The organism is Mesorhizobium sp. XAP4, from assembly GCF_029269325.1.
Taxonomy (GTDB): Bacteria; Pseudomonadota; Alphaproteobacteria; order Rhizobiales; family Rhizobiaceae; genus Mesorhizobium; species Mesorhizobium ciceri.
Map to the genome: position 1 here is coordinate 90971 of NZ_JARIXW010000005.1, position 17578 is coordinate 108548.

At 61.9% G+C, this 17578-nt stretch carries 19 protein-coding genes and 1 other RNA gene; 12 read left to right on the forward strand and 8 right to left on the reverse strand.

Annotation, left to right across the window (positions count from 1 at the left end; all coding sequences use genetic code 11):
- The first annotated feature begins 83 nt into the window (after positions 1–83).
- The 6 genes from P3C39_RS21755 (at position 84) to P3C39_RS21780 (ending at position 6818) form a co-directional block, all read left to right on the forward strand.
- Positions 84–431: a DUF6867 family protein gene (locus P3C39_RS21755; protein WP_013529096.1), complete on the forward strand. Its 348-nt coding sequence runs from the start codon at positions 84–86 to the stop codon at positions 429–431.
- A 137-nt stretch (positions 432–568) separates the two neighbouring features.
- Positions 569–1687: a branched-chain amino acid ABC transporter substrate-binding protein gene (locus P3C39_RS21760; RefSeq protein ID WP_013529097.1), complete on the forward strand. Its 1119-nt coding sequence runs from the start codon at positions 569–571 to the stop codon at positions 1685–1687.
- Positions 1688–1978: 291 nt separating this feature from the next.
- On the forward strand, positions 1979–5437 hold the full coding sequence (gene pyc / locus P3C39_RS21765; protein WP_275954406.1) for a pyruvate carboxylase: 3459 nt from the start codon (positions 1979–1981) through the stop codon (positions 5435–5437).
- Positions 5438–5596: 159 nt separating this feature from the next.
- Positions 5597–5857 (forward strand): DUF2312 domain-containing protein, encoded by a 261-nt coding sequence (locus tag P3C39_RS21770; RefSeq protein WP_013529099.1) that lies wholly within the window; start codon positions 5597–5599, stop codon positions 5855–5857.
- A gap of 201 nt (positions 5858–6058) precedes the next feature.
- Positions 6059–6499: a hypothetical protein gene (locus P3C39_RS21775; RefSeq protein WP_013529100.1), complete on the forward strand. Its 441-nt coding sequence runs from the start codon at positions 6059–6061 to the stop codon at positions 6497–6499.
- Positions 6500–6506: 7 nt separating this feature from the next.
- Entirely contained in the window at positions 6507–6818 is a 312-nt protein-coding gene (locus tag P3C39_RS21780) for a hypothetical protein (RefSeq protein WP_024502896.1), read from the forward strand.
- A gap of 101 nt (positions 6819–6919) precedes the next feature.
- Here the strand turns inward: P3C39_RS21780 and msrB are convergent, their stop codons facing one another.
- The 5 genes from msrB to P3C39_RS21805 form a co-directional block, all read right to left on the reverse strand.
- Positions 6920–7324 carry a peptide-methionine (R)-S-oxide reductase MsrB gene (gene msrB, locus P3C39_RS21785; RefSeq protein ID WP_275954405.1) on the reverse strand — a complete coding sequence of 135 codons (405 nt, stop codon included), beginning with the start codon at positions 7322–7324 and terminating at the stop codon, positions 6920–6922.
- Positions 7325–7521: 197 nt separating this feature from the next.
- Positions 7522–8319: an MBL fold metallo-hydrolase gene (locus P3C39_RS21790; RefSeq protein WP_275954404.1), complete on the reverse strand. Its 798-nt coding sequence runs from the start codon at positions 8317–8319 to the stop codon at positions 7522–7524.
- A gap of 19 nt (positions 8320–8338) precedes the next feature.
- The gene (locus tag P3C39_RS21795) at positions 8339–9529 is read right to left on the reverse strand and encodes a VWA domain-containing protein (RefSeq protein ID WP_275954403.1); all 1191 of its coding nucleotides are present in this window, start codon (positions 9527–9529) and stop codon (positions 8339–8341) included.
- A 6-nt stretch (positions 9530–9535) separates the two neighbouring features.
- The gene (locus P3C39_RS21800) at positions 9536–9982 is read right to left on the reverse strand and encodes a GNAT family N-acetyltransferase (protein WP_224618763.1); all 447 of its coding nucleotides are present in this window, start codon (positions 9980–9982) and stop codon (positions 9536–9538) included.
- A 65-nt stretch (positions 9983–10047) separates the two neighbouring features.
- Entirely contained in the window at positions 10048–10911 is an 864-nt protein-coding gene (locus tag P3C39_RS21805; protein WP_275954402.1) for a LysR family transcriptional regulator, read from the reverse strand.
- Between the two features lie 136 nt (positions 10912–11047).
- On the opposite strand from P3C39_RS21805, the gene P3C39_RS21810 reads away from it, so the two are divergent.
- Positions 11048–12616 (forward strand): MFS transporter, encoded by a 1569-nt coding sequence (locus tag P3C39_RS21810; RefSeq protein ID WP_275954401.1) that lies wholly within the window; start codon positions 11048–11050, stop codon positions 12614–12616.
- Positions 12617–12631: 15 nt separating this feature from the next.
- Here P3C39_RS21810 and P3C39_RS21815 read toward each other — a convergent pair whose 3' ends face one another.
- Complete coding sequence (locus P3C39_RS21815; RefSeq protein WP_275954400.1) at positions 12632–13471, reverse strand: MoxR family ATPase; 840 nt, start codon at positions 13469–13471, stop codon at positions 12632–12634.
- Between the two features lie 148 nt (positions 13472–13619).
- Here P3C39_RS21815 and ssrS point away from each other — a divergent pair.
- The 4 genes from ssrS (at position 13620) to P3C39_RS21835 (ending at position 16190) form a co-directional block, all read left to right on the forward strand.
- A non-coding RNA gene (gene ssrS / locus P3C39_RS21820) (6S RNA) lies at positions 13620–13775 on the forward strand.
- A gap of 96 nt (positions 13776–13871) precedes the next feature.
- Positions 13872–14459 (forward strand): 5-formyltetrahydrofolate cyclo-ligase, encoded by a 588-nt coding sequence (locus P3C39_RS21825; RefSeq protein ID WP_024502903.1) that lies wholly within the window; start codon positions 13872–13874, stop codon positions 14457–14459.
- 70 nt (positions 14460–14529) lie between these two features.
- Entirely contained in the window at positions 14530–15354 is an 825-nt protein-coding gene (locus P3C39_RS21830; protein WP_024502904.1) for a YmdB family metallophosphoesterase, read from the forward strand.
- A gap of 74 nt (positions 15355–15428) precedes the next feature.
- Positions 15429–16190, forward strand: coding sequence for a TerC family protein (locus P3C39_RS21835; protein WP_013529109.1), 762 nt, complete (start codon positions 15429–15431; stop codon positions 16188–16190).
- Between the two features lie 38 nt (positions 16191–16228).
- Here P3C39_RS21835 and P3C39_RS21840 read toward each other — a convergent pair whose 3' ends face one another.
- Both P3C39_RS21840 and P3C39_RS21845 read right to left on the reverse strand, forming a co-directional pair.
- Positions 16229–16621, reverse strand: a complete 393-nt coding sequence (locus tag P3C39_RS21840) for a VOC family protein (RefSeq protein ID WP_063169206.1) — start codon at positions 16619–16621, stop codon at positions 16229–16231.
- Positions 16622–16666: 45 nt separating this feature from the next.
- Positions 16667–17149 (reverse strand): SRPBCC domain-containing protein, encoded by a 483-nt coding sequence (locus P3C39_RS21845; protein WP_063169205.1) that lies wholly within the window; start codon positions 17147–17149, stop codon positions 16667–16669.
- Between the two features lie 52 nt (positions 17150–17201).
- On the opposite strand from P3C39_RS21845, the gene P3C39_RS21850 reads away from it, so the two are divergent.
- Entirely contained in the window at positions 17202–17525 is a 324-nt protein-coding gene (locus P3C39_RS21850; protein WP_024502907.1) for a helix-turn-helix domain-containing protein, read from the forward strand.
- Positions 17526–17578 lie beyond the last annotated feature (53 nt).

Below are 17578 nucleotides of genomic sequence, written 5' to 3' on the forward strand. Positions count from 1 at the left end.
TCCGCTCCAGATTGTTTGTTTGTCGCATGATCTTTGTCCGGAAAGTCCGCAACTTTTCGGGATCATGCTAGGGAGACTTCACCATGCAGGGCATTCTTTACGAGGAACCCTCGATCTGGCAGTTCTTCTTCGTCACCTGTCTGCTCGGCGGCTGGGCGGCGTGGATGACGGGCAAGGCCAGTGCCCAGACGTGGCGCAGCTTCATCCAGCTGTTCGCCTATGTGCTGGGCCTCGGCATCGCGATCCGCTTCATCCATCACGCGCTGTTCGGCGGCACCATGTTCTCGCTGCATTATTATGTCGTCGACACCATCGTGCTGATGATCCTCGGCTTCGTCGGCTATCAATACACGCGCACCAACCAGATGGTGACACAGTATAATTGGCTCTACGAAAGAGCTTCACTCTTGAGCTGGAAACCGAAAGGTTGACGTTCATCATTAACGCCGCCTCGAAATTGAATCGGCGTGACAAGTGCCTGAAAATCGGCAAACTATGCTTTCTGCGATAAGGGTGGGCATCGCATGAAAGCTTCATCCACGCCCACTCCGTTAATGGGAGCGTTTAAATGAAAAAGTCACTTTTGTCCGCCGTCGCCCTGACCGCGCTTGTCGCGTTCGGCGGCAGCGCGTGGGCTGACGTAATGATGGGCGTCGCGGGCCCGATCACCGGTCCGAACGCCGCCTTCGGCGCGCAGCTGCAGAAGGGGGCGGAAGCTGCTGTCGCCGACATCAATGCCAAGGGCGGCATCAACGGCGAGCAGATCAAGCTCGAAGTCGGCGACGACGTCTCCGATCCGAAGCAGGGTATCTCGGTCGCCAACAAGTTCGTCGGCGACGGCGTCAAGTTCGTGGTCGGCCACTTCAACTCCGGCGTCTCTATCCCGGCATCTGAAGTCTATGCGGAAAACGGCATCGTCGAAGTGACGCCGGCCGCGACCAACCCGCAATTCACCGAGCGCGGTCTGTGGAACGTGTTCCGCACCTGCGGACGCGACGACCAGCAGGGCAGCATTGCCGGCGCGTATCTCGCCGCCAACTTCAAGGACGCCAAGATCGCTGTCGTTCACGACAAGACCACCTACGGTCAGGGCCTTGCCGACGAGACCAAGAAGGCGATGAACGCCAAGGGCGTGACGGAAGTCATGTATGAAGGCATCAATGTCGGCGACAAGGACTTCTCGGCGCTGATCGCCAAGATGAAGGAAGCCGGCGTTTCCATCATCTATTGGGGCGGCCTGCACACCGAAGCCGGCCTGATCATCCGTCAGGCGGCCGACCAGGGCCTCAAGGCGACGCTGGTTTCCGGCGATGGCATCGTGTCGAACGAACTGGCTTCGATCGCTGGCGACGCAGTTGCGGGCACGCTCAACACGTTCGGCCCGGATCCGCGCCTGATCCCCGCCAACAAGGAACTCGTCGAGAAGTTCCGCGCGCAGGGTTTCGAGCCGGAAGCCTACACGCTCTACTCCTACGCCGCCGTGCAGGCGATCGCGGAAGCAGCGACCGCTGCCAAGTCGAACGACCCGCAGGCAGTTGCCAAGGCGCTGCATGAAAACGGCCCCTTCAAGACCGTTCTCGGCGACCTGTCCTATGACGCCAAGGGCGACCCGACGCTGCCCGGCTACGTCATGTACGAATGGAAGAAGGGCGACGACGGCAAGTACACCTACGTCCAGAAGATGTAAGCTCGTCAGTCTCCAGACCATTTACGGATGCCCGGCGCCTCGCGCCGGGCATTTTCTTTTGCCATCGTCATGTTCAGGGGCGGCCGATGGAGCCGATGCTTAGCCGGGGAATGATCGTGCATTAACCGGAAAGCCGGCGCTTTTTTGGCTGTTCGGAGGAATGGGGAGGGTCCTTGGCGCAATGATTCCATTTCAATCGGTTTAAATGCGCGTCAATTTCGTTTGCACTGCAGCATTTTCACGCTAATCATTGCGCCGATTTCTCTTCCTTCCGTCGCTGGAGCCCAGTCCTTGGCCATCACGAAGATCCTCGTCGCCAACCGGTCCGAAATCGCCATTCGCGTCTTCCGCGCGGCCAACGAACTCGGGCTCAAAACCGTGGCGATCTGGGCGGAGGAAGACAAATACTCCCTGCATCGCTTCAAGGCCGACGAGAGCTACCAGGTCGGACGCGGGCCGCATCTGACCAGGGACATGGGGCCGATCGAAAGCTATCTGTCGATCGAGGAGGTGATCCGCGTCGCCAGGCTGTCGGGTGCCGATGCTATCCATCCCGGCTACGGATTGTTGTCGGAAAGTCCCGAATTCGCCGACGCCTGTGCCGAAGCCGGCATTACCTTTATCGGGCCGAGGCCGGACACAATGCGGCGGCTCGGCAACAAGGTCGCGGCGCGCAATCTCGCCATCGAGGTCGGCGTGCCGGTGATCCCCGCCACCGATCCGTTGCCGGATGACATGGAGACGGTCAAGACACTGGCCAAGGAAATCGGCTATCCGGTGATGCTGAAGGCATCATGGGGCGGCGGCGGCCGCGGCATGCGGGCCATCCGCGCCGAAGCCGATCTTGCCCGTGAAGTCACCGAAGGCAAGCGCGAGGCGAAAGCCGCCTTCGGCAAGGACGAGGTCTATCTCGAAAAGCTGATCGAACGCGCCCGCCATGTCGAGGTGCAGGTGCTGGGCGATACCCATGGCAATGCCGTGCACCTGTTCGAGCGCGACTGTTCGATCCAGCGCCGCAACCAGAAGGTCGTCGAGCGGGCGCCGGCGCCCTATCTCGAAATGTCGCAGCGCGAGGAGCTTTGCGGCCATGCGCTCAAGATCGCCCGCGAAACCAGCTATATCGGCGCCGGCACGGTCGAGTTCCTGCAGGATGCCGACACCGGCAAATTCTATTTCATCGAGGTCAACCCGCGCATCCAGGTCGAGCACACCGTCACCGAGCAGGTGACGGGCATCGACATCGTCAAGGCGCAGATCCATATCCTCGACGGCTTTGCCATCGGCACACCGGAATCAGGCGTGCCGGCGCAGAAGGACATAAGGCTGAACGGCCACGCGCTGCAGTGCCGCATCACCACGGAAGATCCCGAGCACAATTTCATCCCGGATTACGGCCGCATCACCGCCTATCGCGGCGCGACGGGCTTCGGCATCCGCCTCGACGGCGGCACCGCTTATTCGGGCGCGGTCATCACCCGCTTCTACGATCCGCTGCTGGAGAAGGTGACGGCGTGGGCGCCGACGCCGGCCGAGACGATCGCCCGCATGAATCGGGCGCTGCGCGAGTTCCGCATCCGCGGCGTCGCCACCAATTTGACCTTCCTCGAAGCGATCATCAACCATCCGAGCTTCGCCGACAATTCCTACACGACCAAGTTCATCGACACGACGCCGGAACTGTTCCAGCAGGTCAAGCGCCAGGACCGCGCCACCAAGCTCATCAACTATCTCGCCGACGTCAGCGTCAACGGCCATCCCGAGACGCGCGGCCGGCCGCAGCCGAAGGCCGACGCCGCGGCACCCGTGGTGCCTTACCTCAACGGCAATGTGCCCGGCGGCAGCAAGCAGAAGCTGGATGTGCTGGGCCCGCAGAAGTTCGCCGCCTGGATGCGCGATCAGAAGGAGGTTCTGGTCACCGACACGACGATGCGTGATGGCCATCAATCGCTGCTGGCGACGCGCATGCGCACGCATGACATTGCCGGCATCGCCGGTACCTATGCGCGTGCCTTGCCGCAGCTTCTATCGCTGGAATGCTGGGGTGGCGCCACCTTCGACGTCGCCATGCGCTTCCTCACCGAGGATCCGTGGGAGCGGCTGTCGCTGGTGCGCGAGGCGGCGCCCAATCTGCTGTTGCAGATGCTGCTGCGCGGTGCCAATGGCGTCGGCTACACCAACTATCCCGACAATGTCGTGCAGCATTTCGTCAAGCAGGCAGCAAGCGGTGGCATCGACCTGTTCCGGGTCTTCGATTGCCTGAACTGGGTCGACAACATGCGCGTCGCCATGGATGCGGTCGGAGCCGAAGGCAAGCTGATCGAAGCGGCGATCTGCTACACCGGCGATATCCTCGATCCGGCGCGGGCGAAATACGACCTCAAATACTATGTCGGCCTGGCCAGGGAATTGCAGGCGGCCGGCGCCCACATCATCGCCGTCAAGGACATGGCCGGCCTGCTGAAGCCTTCCGCAGCACGCGTGCTGTTCAAGGCGCTGCGCGAGGCGACCGACCTGCCGATCCATTTCCACACCCACGACACGTCGGGCCTGTCGGCGGCGACGGTGCTGGCGGCGGTGGAAAGCGGCGTCGACGCCATAGACGCGGCGATGGATGCCTTCTCCGGCAACACCTCGCAGCCATGCCTTGGCTCACTCGTCGAGGCGCTGAAGGGCACCGAACGCGACCCCGGTCTCGACCCGCAATGGATCAGGAAGATCTCGTTCTACTGGGAAGCGGTGCGCAACCAGTACGCCGCCTTCGAAAGCGACCTCAAGGGGCCGGCCTCGGAAGTCTATCTGCACGAGATGCCGGGCGGCCAGTTCACCAATCTGAAGGAACAGGCTCGCTCGCTCGGATTGGAGACGCGCTGGCACGAGGTGGCGCAGACCTATCACGACGTCAATCTGATGTTCGGCGACATCGTCAAGGTGACGCCGTCGTCCAAGGTCGTCGGCGACATGGCATTGATGATGGTCAGCCAGGACCTGACCGTTGCCGATGTCGAAAACCCCGACAGGGATATCGCCTTCCCGGACTCGGTCGTCTCGATGCTGCGCGGCGATCTCGGCCAGTCGCCAGGCGGGTGGCCGGCGGCGCTGCAGAGGAAGGCGCTCAAAGGCGACAAGCCGATCACGGTGCGGCCCGGCTCGCTGCTCAAGCCAGCCGACCTCAAGGCCAACCGCAAGGAAATCGAGGAGAAGCTCGAGCGCAAGCTGTCGGAATTCGAATTCGCCTCGTGGCTGATGTATCCGAAGGTGTTCACGGATTTCGCCGGCGCACAGGAAACCTATGGGCCGGTCAGCGTGCTGCCGACGCCGACCTATTTCTACGGCATGAAGCCGGAAGACGAGATTTTCGTCGACATCGAGAAGGGCAAGACGCTGGTGGTGCGGTGCCTTGCCATCGGCGATGTCGACGAGAAGGGCATGGTCACCGTGTTCTTCGAGCTCAACGGCCAGCCGCGCCGTGTCAAGGTGCCCGACCGGGCGCATGGCGCGTCCGCCGCCAAGGCCCGCCGCAAGGCCGAACCCGGCAACGAGGCGCATGTCGGCGCACCGATGCCGGGCGTCGTTTCTGCGCTTTCGGTGGCTGCCGGCCAGGCTGTGAAGGCCGGTGACGTGCTGCTTTCCATCGAAGCGATGAAGATGGAGACGGCGCTGCATGCCGAGCGCGACGGCACGGTCGCCGAGGTGCTGGTCAAGGCAGGCGACCAGATCGATGCCAAGGATCTGCTGATCGCTTTCGGCTAATTGATACCTTCCTGGGGATCGCTGTCCGCATCGTGGCGGCAGCGTCAGTTCGATCATCGATAACAGCTTGACCCGCCGCCGGCGGTCGGGCATCGAGCCCGCTCAATTCGCCGCTGCATGCATCCCGAGTCGCGGCGCAGAAACGATGTGGAGAAAAATATGGCCGACGATATCACCGATACCAGCCAGACTGTTGCCGCCGGCCAGCTGCGTGCCTTCATCGAGCGCATAGAGCGGCTCGAGGAAGAGAAGAAGACCATTTCCGACGACATCAAGGAAGTGTTCGCCGAGGCCAAGGGCACAGGCTTCGACACCAAGGCGATGCGCACGATCATCCGGCTGCGCAAGAAGGACCAGGCCGAGCGTCAGGAAGAGGAAACCATCCTCGATCTGTATAAGGCCGCACTCGGCATGGTGTAGAGACCGTCTGGAAATTCTACTCCGGCGGCCATCTGGTGGCGTTTTCTGCGCTTCCCTAGTTCTACTGCAATGCAGTAGAACTGAGCTCACGTACTTTAAGTACGCTCCGCTCCGATTCTCGAAACCACCACCATATGACTCGCCGGAGCGAATTTCGAAACAGTCTCCGGCCGAGCATGATGCCGGAGCGAGCATCGAGCCATGAGCGAATTCGACTTCGGCGCCCGCCGCGCCTCTGAATTCCGCCAGCGCGGCTTCTGGACGCTGTTCGCCGAGCGGCATCCGGAAGAAAGGGCTCTGATGGCGAGGCGCGGACCCTGGTTCTGGCAGCGCGGGCTGCCCGATTTCGCCTTGGTCCTTTCCATGTATGTCGCGCCGGCGCAGAGCCAGGTCGGCGTCTTCTTCGGCCGCAACGAGAAGTTCGGCGCCACGCAAGCGTGGTCGCGGTTGAAACCGTTCCAGCCTGATATCGAAGCCAGGCTGAAGCTCAGGCCGGAACAGAGTTGCGAGGATCTCGGCATCAATTCGATGTGGCGGGTGAACTGCTATGCCGAGGACAACTGGCCAGCCATGGCCGACTGGCTGGTGACCGAATGTTCGCGTTTCGAGCGCGCGGTAACCGAAGTCCTGAGGCAGGGATAGACATCCGGTGTTGCCAGAGGGTATCGGCTCCTTTTTCCGCTCACGCTGGCAAGGCCAGGTGCCGCTCGACCGGCTGTTCTGGCGCGACCTTGTTCTTGTCGGCACGGCGCTCAACGTAGCATCTCTGGTGGCCGCGATCGTCCTGCTCGGACTGAAGCTGCCGCTCGCGCTGGTTCTGGCGGTGCATTTCGCACCGGTGCCCTACAACCTCTTTCTGACCTTTTCCGTATGGCGAACCACGGAAAAGGCCGGTGGCGCCAAGGCCTCGCTGATGACGCTCGGCGCCACATTATGGCTGATCCTGACGGTCGTGGTCTGAGAGCGGACACGGGCGCCCACCGCGTTCGCCGGGTTCGGCCGGGGGGGCAATGAAAAGGGCGGCCGCAGCCGCCCTTTTCATTCATTCAATCGAATTTCGGTTCAGGCCGCCGGCTCGAATTTCAGCGCCACGCCGTTGATGCAATAGCGCAGGCCGGTCGGCGGCGGGCCGTCCTCGAAAACATGGCCGAGATGGCTGCCGCAGCGGGCGCAATGGCATTCGGTGCGAACCATGCCGTAGCTGCGGTCGACGGTGTTTTCGACCGAACCCTGCACCGGGTCGTTGAAGCTCGGCCAGCCGGTGCCGCTCTCGAACTTCAGCTTGGATTCAAACAAAGGCTGGTCGCAGCCGACGCAGGAAAAGGTGCCGGCGCGCTTCTCGTAGAGCAAAGCGCAACTTCCCGGCCGCTCGGTGCCGTGGCCGCGCATGACGGCATACTGCTCCGGCGTCAGCCGGGCGCGCCATTCGGCGTCGGTGCGGGTTACAGGGTAGGTGTGGGTGTCCATTCGATCTCCTCAGCCTTGCCGGCTCGCCACCACAGCGCCGCGCGCCCATCGGACGCGCAAAGGACGCTGTAGTACTTTGGTTTTGCGCATAATCCTTTCCGAACCGGAGGTTCGGGATCATGCGCGGATTGCAACCTCATATTCGCACCAAGATAGGCATTTGTTACGCGATTTGCCCGCATTTTCGATCGCGATCTTTATGCGATCGCCCTGAGATAGCGATCGACCGAAGCAGCCAACGCCGCTTTTGCGCCCCCGATGACATTCTGGTTCCACCATGCACCATAGATATGGTCGAACGCGAATGGCTCCAGTGCCGCCGCGATGCGGCGCACGGCCGCTGCATTGAGCGGAACGTAGTTCGGATAGCTGTACATGAAGCTGACATGGCGGCGCGTCGGCGTCACCTGCAAGATATCGCCGGCCAGCAAGACGTCGCCGACATCGCGTTTCCAGTGCAGCACCTGACCGCCGGCAAAGTGGCCGCCGCAGCGGATGAGCGTCAGCGAAGGGTTTATGGCCAGCGTCTCGCCTTCCCAACTGACGATCGCCTTGTGCGGTCGCATGATCCATTGGCGGTCATCGGCATGGAGATAAATCGGCACGCCGCCAAACGCCTCGCTCCAACTGGCCATCACCGAATAATAGTGGCAGTGCGAGATGGCGATCGCCGCCAGGCCACCGCGGCGGTTGATCTCGGCCACCGCCTCGTCGCTGACCATCGAAACGCAGTCCCACAGCACGTTGCCGTGTGGCGTCTGCGCCAGCAGCGCCCGTTGGCCGATGGCGAAGCGCGGCTCGATGCCGAAGGCGAGAACGCCGGCATCGTCCTTCATAACAAGCCGGTGTCCTTCGGCAAGTTCCTCCGGCGTGATCCACGCTTGGCCCTCCCAGCGCACATATTGGCGCTCGTCCTCGCAGATCGGGCAATGTTCTGGCGGCGTCTCTGTCGCCGCGAACTGGACGCCGCATTGCAGGCAGAGGAAGCAGGTCATCGGATCTCCTGTCGGTCTTTCAGTGCTTTCTTGAAAGCTGCTTGGTCGCGCCCTCCAGCCCGGCCAGCGTCAGCGGGAACATGCGGCCGCCGAAAATGTCGCGGATCATCGCAACCGAATGGGTGTAGCCCCAGTTCTTGGGATTTTCGGGGTTCAGCCATACCGCGTTCGGCCATTGCTGCAGCAGACGGCCGAGCCAGACGCTGCCCGCCTCCGGATTCCAGTGCTCGACCGAACCGCCGGGGTGAGCGATCTCGTAAGGGCTCATCGAGGCGTCGCCGACGACGATCACCTTGTAGTCCGGACCGTATTTGTGAAGCAGGTCGAAGGTCGGAATCACCTCGGCATGCCTGCGGCGATTGTCCTTCCACACGCCCTCATAGAGGCAGTTGTGGAAATAGAAATATTCGAGCTGGCGGAATTCGGCGCGGGCGGCCGAGAATAGCTCCTCGACGCTTTTGATGTGGTCGTCCATCGAGCCGCCGACATCGAAGAACATCAACAGCTTCACCGCGTTGCGCCGCTCTGGCCGCGTCTGCACGTCGAGATAGCCGTGTTCGGCCGTGGCGTGGATGGTTCCGGGCAGGTCGAACTCTTCCTCGGCGCCCTCGCGCACCCAGCGACGCAGGCGTTTCAGCGCGATCTTGATGTTGCGGGTGCCGAGTTCGACGGCATCGTCGAAATTCCTGAACTCGCGTTTGTCCCAGACCTTCACCGCGCGCCGGCTGCGGCTTTCATGCTGGCCGATGCGCACGCCTTCGGGATTGTAGCCATAGGCGCCGAAAGGCGAGGTGCCGCCGGTGCCGATCCATTTCGAGCCGCCCTGGTGACGGCCTTTTTGTTCCTGCAGCCGCTGTTTCAATGTCTCCATCAGTTTCTCGAAACCGCCGAGCGCTTCGACCAGTTTTTTCTCCTCGTCGGTCAGGTGCTTTTCGGCGAGGCGGCGCAACCATTCCTCGGGGATGTTGGCGATATCGACTGCATCCGGCCCGCCCAGTGCTTCGATGCCCTTGAAGACATGCGCGAACACCTGGTCGAAGCGGTCGATATGGCGCTCGTCCTTCACCAGGGCGGCGCGGGCGAGGTAATAAAAACCTTCGACGTCGTAGTCGACCAGCCCGGCTTCCAGACCCTCCAGCAGCGACAGATATTCCCTGAGCGAGACGGGAACGCGTGCAGCCTTCAGTTCAAGGAAGAAGGGGATGAACATGGCCGGTTACAGCAAATCATACTCGATGAAGCCCGTGCGGCGGGCGACGTGGTCGTAAAGCTTGCGCGCGGTGGCGTTGGTCTCGTGCGTCATCCAGTAGACATTCTTGACGCCGATCTTTGCCGCCTCTTCCTTCACTGCGTTGATAAGGGCGGCGCCGATCCCCTTGCCGCGCACATCCGGGTCGGCGAACAAATCCTGCAGATAGCAGTTGTTTTTCTCCGACCAGCCGGAGCGGTGGTACAGGTAGTGCGTGAGACCGACCGCCTTGCCGTCCAGTGTGGCGATGAAGCCTTTTGGCTCGAATTCGCCCAGAGTGAACAGCCGCTTCCAGGTGATGGCGTAGACCTCTTCCGGCAGCTTCGTCTCATAGAAGGTGAGATAGTCGGTCCACAGGCGCCGCCAATCGGCGTGGTCGGACTGCGCGAGCGGGCGGACGATTATCTCGGACATTTCGTTCCCTCTGAAGTCTGGAACCCGATCCATACCAATAGAATCGGGATCAGGAACACCCTTGCCTATTCGGCAGGCGAACTATATTCGCGAAAAGCGGTCGCGAGCATGTGCAGCGCCTCCCGCGCCCGCGGCGGCAGAGCGTGCGACTGCAAAACGATCTCGGACGGGGGAATTGGTGGCAGGCCGAGTTTGCGGCCCACCTCGATCAAGCCCGGGGGCGCAACCCGGTAAGCGAGGGCGGAAAGGGCAAAGCCCGCCGATACCGCGATGTTGACGGCAGCGCCGCCGCCGCCGACGAAAGCCTCATTCCAGGCGATGCCTGCCCGGTCCAGCGCTTCGACCGCTCTCATACGGTCCGGGCAATTGCATCTGGTGCTTAAAAGAGCCAGGCGCAGGGGCGTGCCTGGTCGCCATTCGAAGCCAGGTGCCGCGAACCAGCCATAGTGGGTGCGCGACAAAGCTTCACCGCGTCGACTGTCATCTTCCTGGTGCACAATCACCGCATCGAGTTCGCCGCGATCGAAAGCGTCTTCCAGCATGGAGCTGGTATCGATCCGTATGTTGAGCGCGAGCGACGGATCGTGGGCATGAAGCTGGGCGATCAGCGTGGAAAGCTCAGGCCCCGCGACATGATCGACGAAGCCGAGCGCAAGCCGACATGGCGCCGCGGAAAATTCCGCGACGGCGCGTTCATGGGCGGCAAGGAATTCGCGGGCCACGGGCAGGAAGACAGCCCCCCTTTCCGACAGTGCCACGCGGCGCGGGGTTCGTTCGATCAAACGTGCGCCGAGCTTTTCCTCGAGCCGCCGCAACTTGACGCTGATCGTCGCCTGGGTGCTGCCAAGTGCTGCAGCCGCCCGGGTGAAGCTCTGCAGGTCGGCCACCATGACGAAAGTGCGCACGGCATCGACATCGAGACTGGCCATCTCCGGCATTCCATTTTGTTATCTCTGAAATAGAAATGCATAGTCTTTTTTCATGGTCAAGCCTCGTCTATGTCATCTCGACCGCAGTTTGAAGAGCCAGCCCGGTTCCAGAATGCTTCGACAGAAAGTGATCGACATGACGTTTCAAATCGACCGAAACACCGTTGCGCTTGCCGGGGCCTGCCTTGCCTCGCTGCTGTTCGGCCTCGAAATCTCCAGCGTCCCGGTGATCCTTCCGAAACTGGAAAGCGTGCTCGCCGCCTACTTTAAGGATCTGCAATGGATCATGAACGCCTACACCATTGCCTGCACCACGGTGCTGATGGCGACAGGAACGCTGGCCGACCGCTTCGGCCGCAAACGGGTGATGGTGATCGCCACCATCGCCTTCGGCCTGGCCTCACTGCTGTGCGGCCTCGCGCCGAGCGCTTCGCTCCTCATCATTGCACGCTTCCTGCAAGGCCTGGCGGGAGGGGCGATGTTCACTTGCAGCGTGGCCGTCTTGTCCCACCAATTTCAGGACGGCAGCGAACGCGGCAAGGCTTTTGTGGCCTGGAGCGTCGTCTCGGGGATCGGGCTTGGCTTTGGTCCCGCCATCGGTGGATTGATCGTCGCGTTCTCGAGCTGGCAGTGGGTGTTCCTCATCCATGTGCCGCTTGCCATCCTTGCGCTGGTCTTCATCGGTGCCGGTGTCACCGAATCACGCGACCACAATGCCCAGAAGCTTGACCGTGCCGGTATCCTGACGCTCTCGTTCGCGGTGTTTGGCTTCTCCTATCTGATCACGCAAGGGGCCGATCTCGGCTCTGGCGCCCGCATCGGCGTAGCAAGTGCTGCCGTGCTGGCCTTCGCCGCGTTCCTCGTTGCCGAGAAGATCAGCCCCTACCCGATGTTCGATTTCTCGGTGTTCCGGATCCGTCAATTTTCGGGAGCGATCATGGGCGGCATCGGCATGAATTTCAGCTATTGGCCGTTCATCATCTATCTGCCGATCTATTTTTCGGGTGTGCTCGGCTACGACAGCACCACGACCGGCCTGCTGCTGCTCGTCTACACGCTTCCCTTGATGCTGATGTCCTCGACCGCCGAGCGCCTGCGCGCCCGCTATCAGGCGCGGGTGGCGATCCCGTTCGGGTTGCTGACATTGGGGGTCGGCTTTATCGCCATGAGGATAGGTTCGAGCCTTGAGGGAGCCAGCTGGCTGACCATGCTGCCCGGTACGCTGATCGCCGGTATCGGTATCGGCCTCACCAACTCACCGACCACCAACACCACGACGGGTTCGGTGTCGCCGGATCGCGCCGGCATGGCTTCGGGCATCGATATCAGCGCGCGGCTGATCACGCTCGCCATCAACATCGCGGTGCTGGGCCTGCTGTTGACGCAGGGAATTGCTTCCTATCTCAAAACCGCATTGGGCACGGCCCTTGACCCGGACGAATTGCGCGCGTTGGCGGAAAAGATCGCCACCGGAAATCTCGATGGCCTCTCGCAATATTCGCCCAGGCTGGCGACCCTCGATCCGTCCGGCGCGCTTGCGCATGCCGCCTTGGTCAACGGTTTTGGCTGGGTCATGCTCTATAGCGGGATCGGCGTTCTTGCCCTTGCCGTCATCAGCTTCGTCGTCTTCGGCCCCAGAAACGTCGCGCCGCAAGAGGCAAGGGACCGTCATCGTGCTCAGGGCGCAAGCGAAGCTCGATCGTAGCCAGTGCCCGGCGCCTCATCCTTGCCTGCGCGCCATGAAAGCCAGCCGCTCGAACAAATGCACGTCCTGTTCGTTCTTCAGCAATGCGCCATGCAGCTTGGGCAACGCGTTCTTCGGGTCGGCGCGCAGATCCTCGGGCGCGATGTCGTCGGCGACCAGCAGCCTTATCCAGTCGAGCGCCTCGGAGGTCGACGGTTTTTTCTTCAGCCCCGGCACTTCGCGGATCTCGTAGAACTGGGTGAGGGCTGCCCGAACCAGGTTCTGCTTGATGCCGGGATAGTGGACGTCGACGATTCTGTGCAGCGTGTCGACGTCGGGAAAGCGGATGTAATGGAAGAAGCAGCGGCGCAGGAACGCGTCCGGCAACTCCTTCTCGTTGTTGGAAGTGATGAGGACGATCGGCCTGACGGCGGCGCGGATGGTTTCGCCGGTCTCGTAGACGAAGAACTCCATCCGATCGAGTTCCTGCAGGAGATCGTTTGGGAATTCGATGTCGGCCTTGTCGATCTCGTCGATCAAGAGCACGACCTTCCTGCCGGCGGCGAAAGCCTCCCAGAGTTTGCCGCGCTTGATGTAGTTCCTGATGTCGTTAAAGCGCTCGTCGCCCAACTGGCTGTCGCGCAGCCGCGAGACGGCATCATATTCGTACAGGCCCTGCTGCGCCCGCGTCGTCGACTTGACGTGCCATTCGATGAGGTCGAGGCCGAGTGCAGCCGCCACCTGGCGGGCCAGTTCCGTCTTGCCGGTGCCGGGCTCGCCCTTGACCAGCAAGGGCCGCTCCAGCGCGATCGCCGCATTGACGGCCACCATCAGATCCTTGTCGGCGACATAGGCCGCCGTGCCTTCGAAACGCATTCTTGCTCCTCGGTTGGTCATCGCGACCGTAAGGACGAGGCCGTGCCTGTGCAAGGGTGAGGTGTTGGCGGCGCGAGGGCCTGAACCCAACACGGAAAGAGTGCCCGTCTCACTGGCGCTTAGCCGGCCGGCAGCCTATATTGGGCGGGACGGTCTGTGCTTCCCGGCAGGAGAACATTTTCCCCGGGGCCTTAACGATCCTTAGGGAGCTGTCCCTGGGAAGACCCGTGGGTTTTCTCACACGGCGCCCACCTACTTTGTAGGTTCCCGGGATCGCTCTCTCCACCGGTTGTGTGGATCGTCACTTATTGCCACGCGTCCCGCATTTCGGTGGATGATTGCGGTGGAAAACGTCGCTCCCAACACTCCATCCAGATCTGACCTTTTCTACCCTGACTGCATGACCTCTCTCAAAGACCTCAAAAAGCAGCTTCGCCGCGAGGCCCTCGGACGCCGCGATGCGCTCGACGAATTCTGGCGGGTGGAGGTCGCGCTTGAAATGGCAGAGACGGCACGCGATCACCTCCACATTGAGCCGGGCCAGATCGTTTCCGGCTTCTGGCCGATGCGCTCGGAAGTCGACGTCAGGCCGCTGATGTTTGCCTTGCGCGAAAGGGGCGCGCGGCTTTGCCTGCCGGCCATTCTCGACAAAACCACGATCGTCTTTCGCGAACTGGTGCGCGGCGCGCCGATGGTCGAGATGGGTTTCGGCACGGTCGGCCCGCATGAAGAAGCAGAAGTGCTCGACCCCTCGGTGATGCTGGTGCCGCTCGCCGCCTTCGATGCGCGCGGCCATCGCATCGGCTATGGTGCCGGCTATTACGACCGCGCCATCGCCAAGCTGATCGACAAGGGACAGCCGCCGCGGCTGGTCGGCATCGCCTTCGACTGCCAGGAGGTGGCAATGGTGCCGGATGAGGAACATGACGTCGTCATTCCGGAAATACTGACCGAGAGCGGGTTGCGCCGCTTCGCGTCAAAATTGTAGATAAAAGGACGCATGATCTTTCACAGACGTCATGCAGCTTTTGCTTCGCTGACCTTCGGTGCGGGATCATATGAGACTTCTCTTCCTCGGTGACATGGTTGGAAAGACAGGACGGACGGCGGTGTGGGAACAGCTGCCCGGCTTGATCTCCGACTTCAAACTCGATTTCGTCATCGTCAACGGTGAGAACGCCGCCGGCGGCTTCGGCATCACCGAAGATATCTTTCGCGAGACGATCGCGGCCGGTGCGGATGTCGTCACAACCGGCAACCATGTCTGGGACCAGCGCGACGCACTCGCCTTCGCGCCGCGCGAAGAGCGCTTCCTGCGCCCCTCGAACTTTCCCAAGGGCACGCCCGGGCGCGGCTCCGGCGTCTACATCGCCAGGAGCGGCGCGCGCGTGCTGGTCGCCAACATCATGGGCCGGGTGTTCATGCATCCCGAACTCGACGATCCCTTCCAGGCCGGCGAACGCGAGCTTGCCGCCTGTCCGCTCGGCGAGCAGGCGGATGCCGTGATCATCGACTTCCACGCCGAGGCGACCTCGGAAAAGATGTGCTTCGCGCATTTCGTCGACGGCCGCGCCAGCCTCGTCGTCGGCACCCACACCCACCAGCCGACCGGCGATCACCAGATCCTCAATGGCGGTACCGGTTATATGTCCGACGCCGGCATGTGCGGCGACTATGATTCCTCGCTCGGCATGGACAAGGAGGAGCCGCTCAACCGGTTCCTGTCGAAAGTGCCGAAAGGCCGCTTCGAAGCGGCGACCGGACCGGCGACCTTGTGCGGCGTCGGCGTCGATATTTCCGACCGCACCGGGCTGACCGAGCGGATCGCGCCGTTTCGTCGCGGCCCGCGGCTGGAGGAAACCGCACCGTCCTTCTGGTCATGACATTGATATAGGCACGCTTAGTACCTAACTGCCGGCGACACTGCTCTAGATCGTTAAAAGAGGGGACGACCTCCATGCAGCTCATCGAATTCCTGGCGCCGCATTTTCAATTTGTGTCCGATCCAACCGCCTGGGTCGCGCTGCTGACGCTGATTGTGCTCGAGGTCGTGCTCGGCATCGACAATCTGATCTTCATCTCGATCCTGACCAACAAGCTGCCGGAAGCACAACGGGCCCGTGCCCGCCGGCTCGGCATCTCGGCGGCGCTGATCATGCGGCTGGTGCTGCTGGCCACCATTTCGATCATCGTCCAGCTGACCACGCCGGTATTCACGGCCTTCGGCCATGGTTTTTCCTGGCGCGACCTGATCCTGATCGCCGGCGGCCTGTTCCTGGTTTGGAAGGCGACCAAGGAGATCCATCACACGGTCGATCCCGACGACCACAAGGATACGATGATGGGCGAGACGCTGCAGATCAGCCTCGCCGGCGCGATCTTCCAGATCCTACTGCTCGACCTGGTCTTCTCGATCGATTCGATCATCACCGCCGTCGGCATGACCGACGAGATCGCCATCATGTACATCGCCGTGATCGTGGCGGTCAGCGTGATGATGCTGGCGGCCGGGCCGCTGGCCAACTTCATCGCCAAGAACCCGAGCATTGTCATGCTGGCGCTGGGCTTCCTTTTGATGATCGGCATGACACTGATCGCCGACGGCATGGGCTACCATGTGCCCAAGGGCTACATCTATGCGGCGATGGGCTTTTCGGCATTGGTCGAGGGGCTCAACATGCTGGCGCGGCGGCGCAAGAAGCCGGGCGGCGGGCATTGAGGCAAGAGCAGCAGGGTGGTCGCCCTTGCACAGACCAGTCATGCGAGATTGATCTGCCAGGAGACCCCGAACCTGTCGTTTAGCCATGCGAAACGGCGGCTGAAGCCGTAATTGTCCGATGGCATCAGGAACGCGCCATCCTTGCCCAGCGTCTCGACAATTCGGTTCAGTTCATCCTCGGAGGAACAGTCCACATACAGCGACACCGATGGCGTGAAGGTGAATGCATGGTGGACGGGGCTGTTGAAGACCATGACTTCCAGGCCGGCGATCGACACCCGCGCTAGTTTGACCGTTCCTTGCGGACCGTCTTCGCCGGGGCCGTAATTCGTGACGTCGAGGACGCTGCTGCCGGGAATGGTCTCGCAATAGAGGGTCATTGCCTCTTCGGCCTTGCCCTCGAACATCAGGAATGGCGTTACTTTCTTCATCGCAAAGGCCTCCTCTTCCTTCTGGTTGCTCAGATGTCGGGTCGCTCAAACATTGGTCTCGTTGGCGGGTTCGCCTTTCATCTCGCTGCGGTAGTAGCCGTCGCGCAAATTGATGCCGTACTCGACATAGGCCTTCATGCAGGCCAGCATCTGCGACCAGCCCTCGCAATTGAGGTAGGACTTCTTCAGGCCGACCGCGCCTTCCTGCCAGCCGCTCTCGGCGATGGTGACGAAGGTGCCGCCATCGTCCAGCGGTTCGAAGTTCATCTCGATGCGGGTTTTGTAGGCCGGCTTGCCGTCCTCATCGGTGGCATCCCAGCGCAGCACGATGCGGCGGTCCTTGACCACTTCGTCGACCTCAACCGGCACCTTGCCCCACCAGACGACGCCGGCGCCGGCTTCCAGCGGGGCGCTGGCGCCGCCGATCGTGGTGAAATAGCCGCTCAGTTTCTTCGGATTGACGACTGCGTCGAAGACGTCGGCGACCGGCTTGCCGATGCGTCCGGAAACACTGAATCCAAGTGACATATCCACAGCTCCTTCCCTTGATCGGTCCAAAGATATGTTATATAAACATAACATGTCAAGCAGATCGCAAGACGACAATGTTTTCAAGGCGCTGGCGCATCCGCGCCGGCGCGAAATGCTGGATCAGCTGAAGGACGCGCCGAAGACGACCGGCATGCTGTGCGAGGCCTTTCCCGATATCGATCGCTGCACGGTCATGCTGCATCTGAAGGTGCTGGAGGAGGCCGACCTAATCGTTGCGCGGCGCGACGGCCGCGAGCGCTGGAACCATCTCAACGCGCTGCCGATCAAGCAGATCCACGACCGCTGGATCAGCCAGTATGCCGGCCATGCGCTCAGCATCATCGACCGACTGAAGTCGGACCTCGAGGCGTGAGCCGCCGCAGCAGGTCACGTCTTGCGCCGCATGCGCGGTGCGGCTGGACGAAT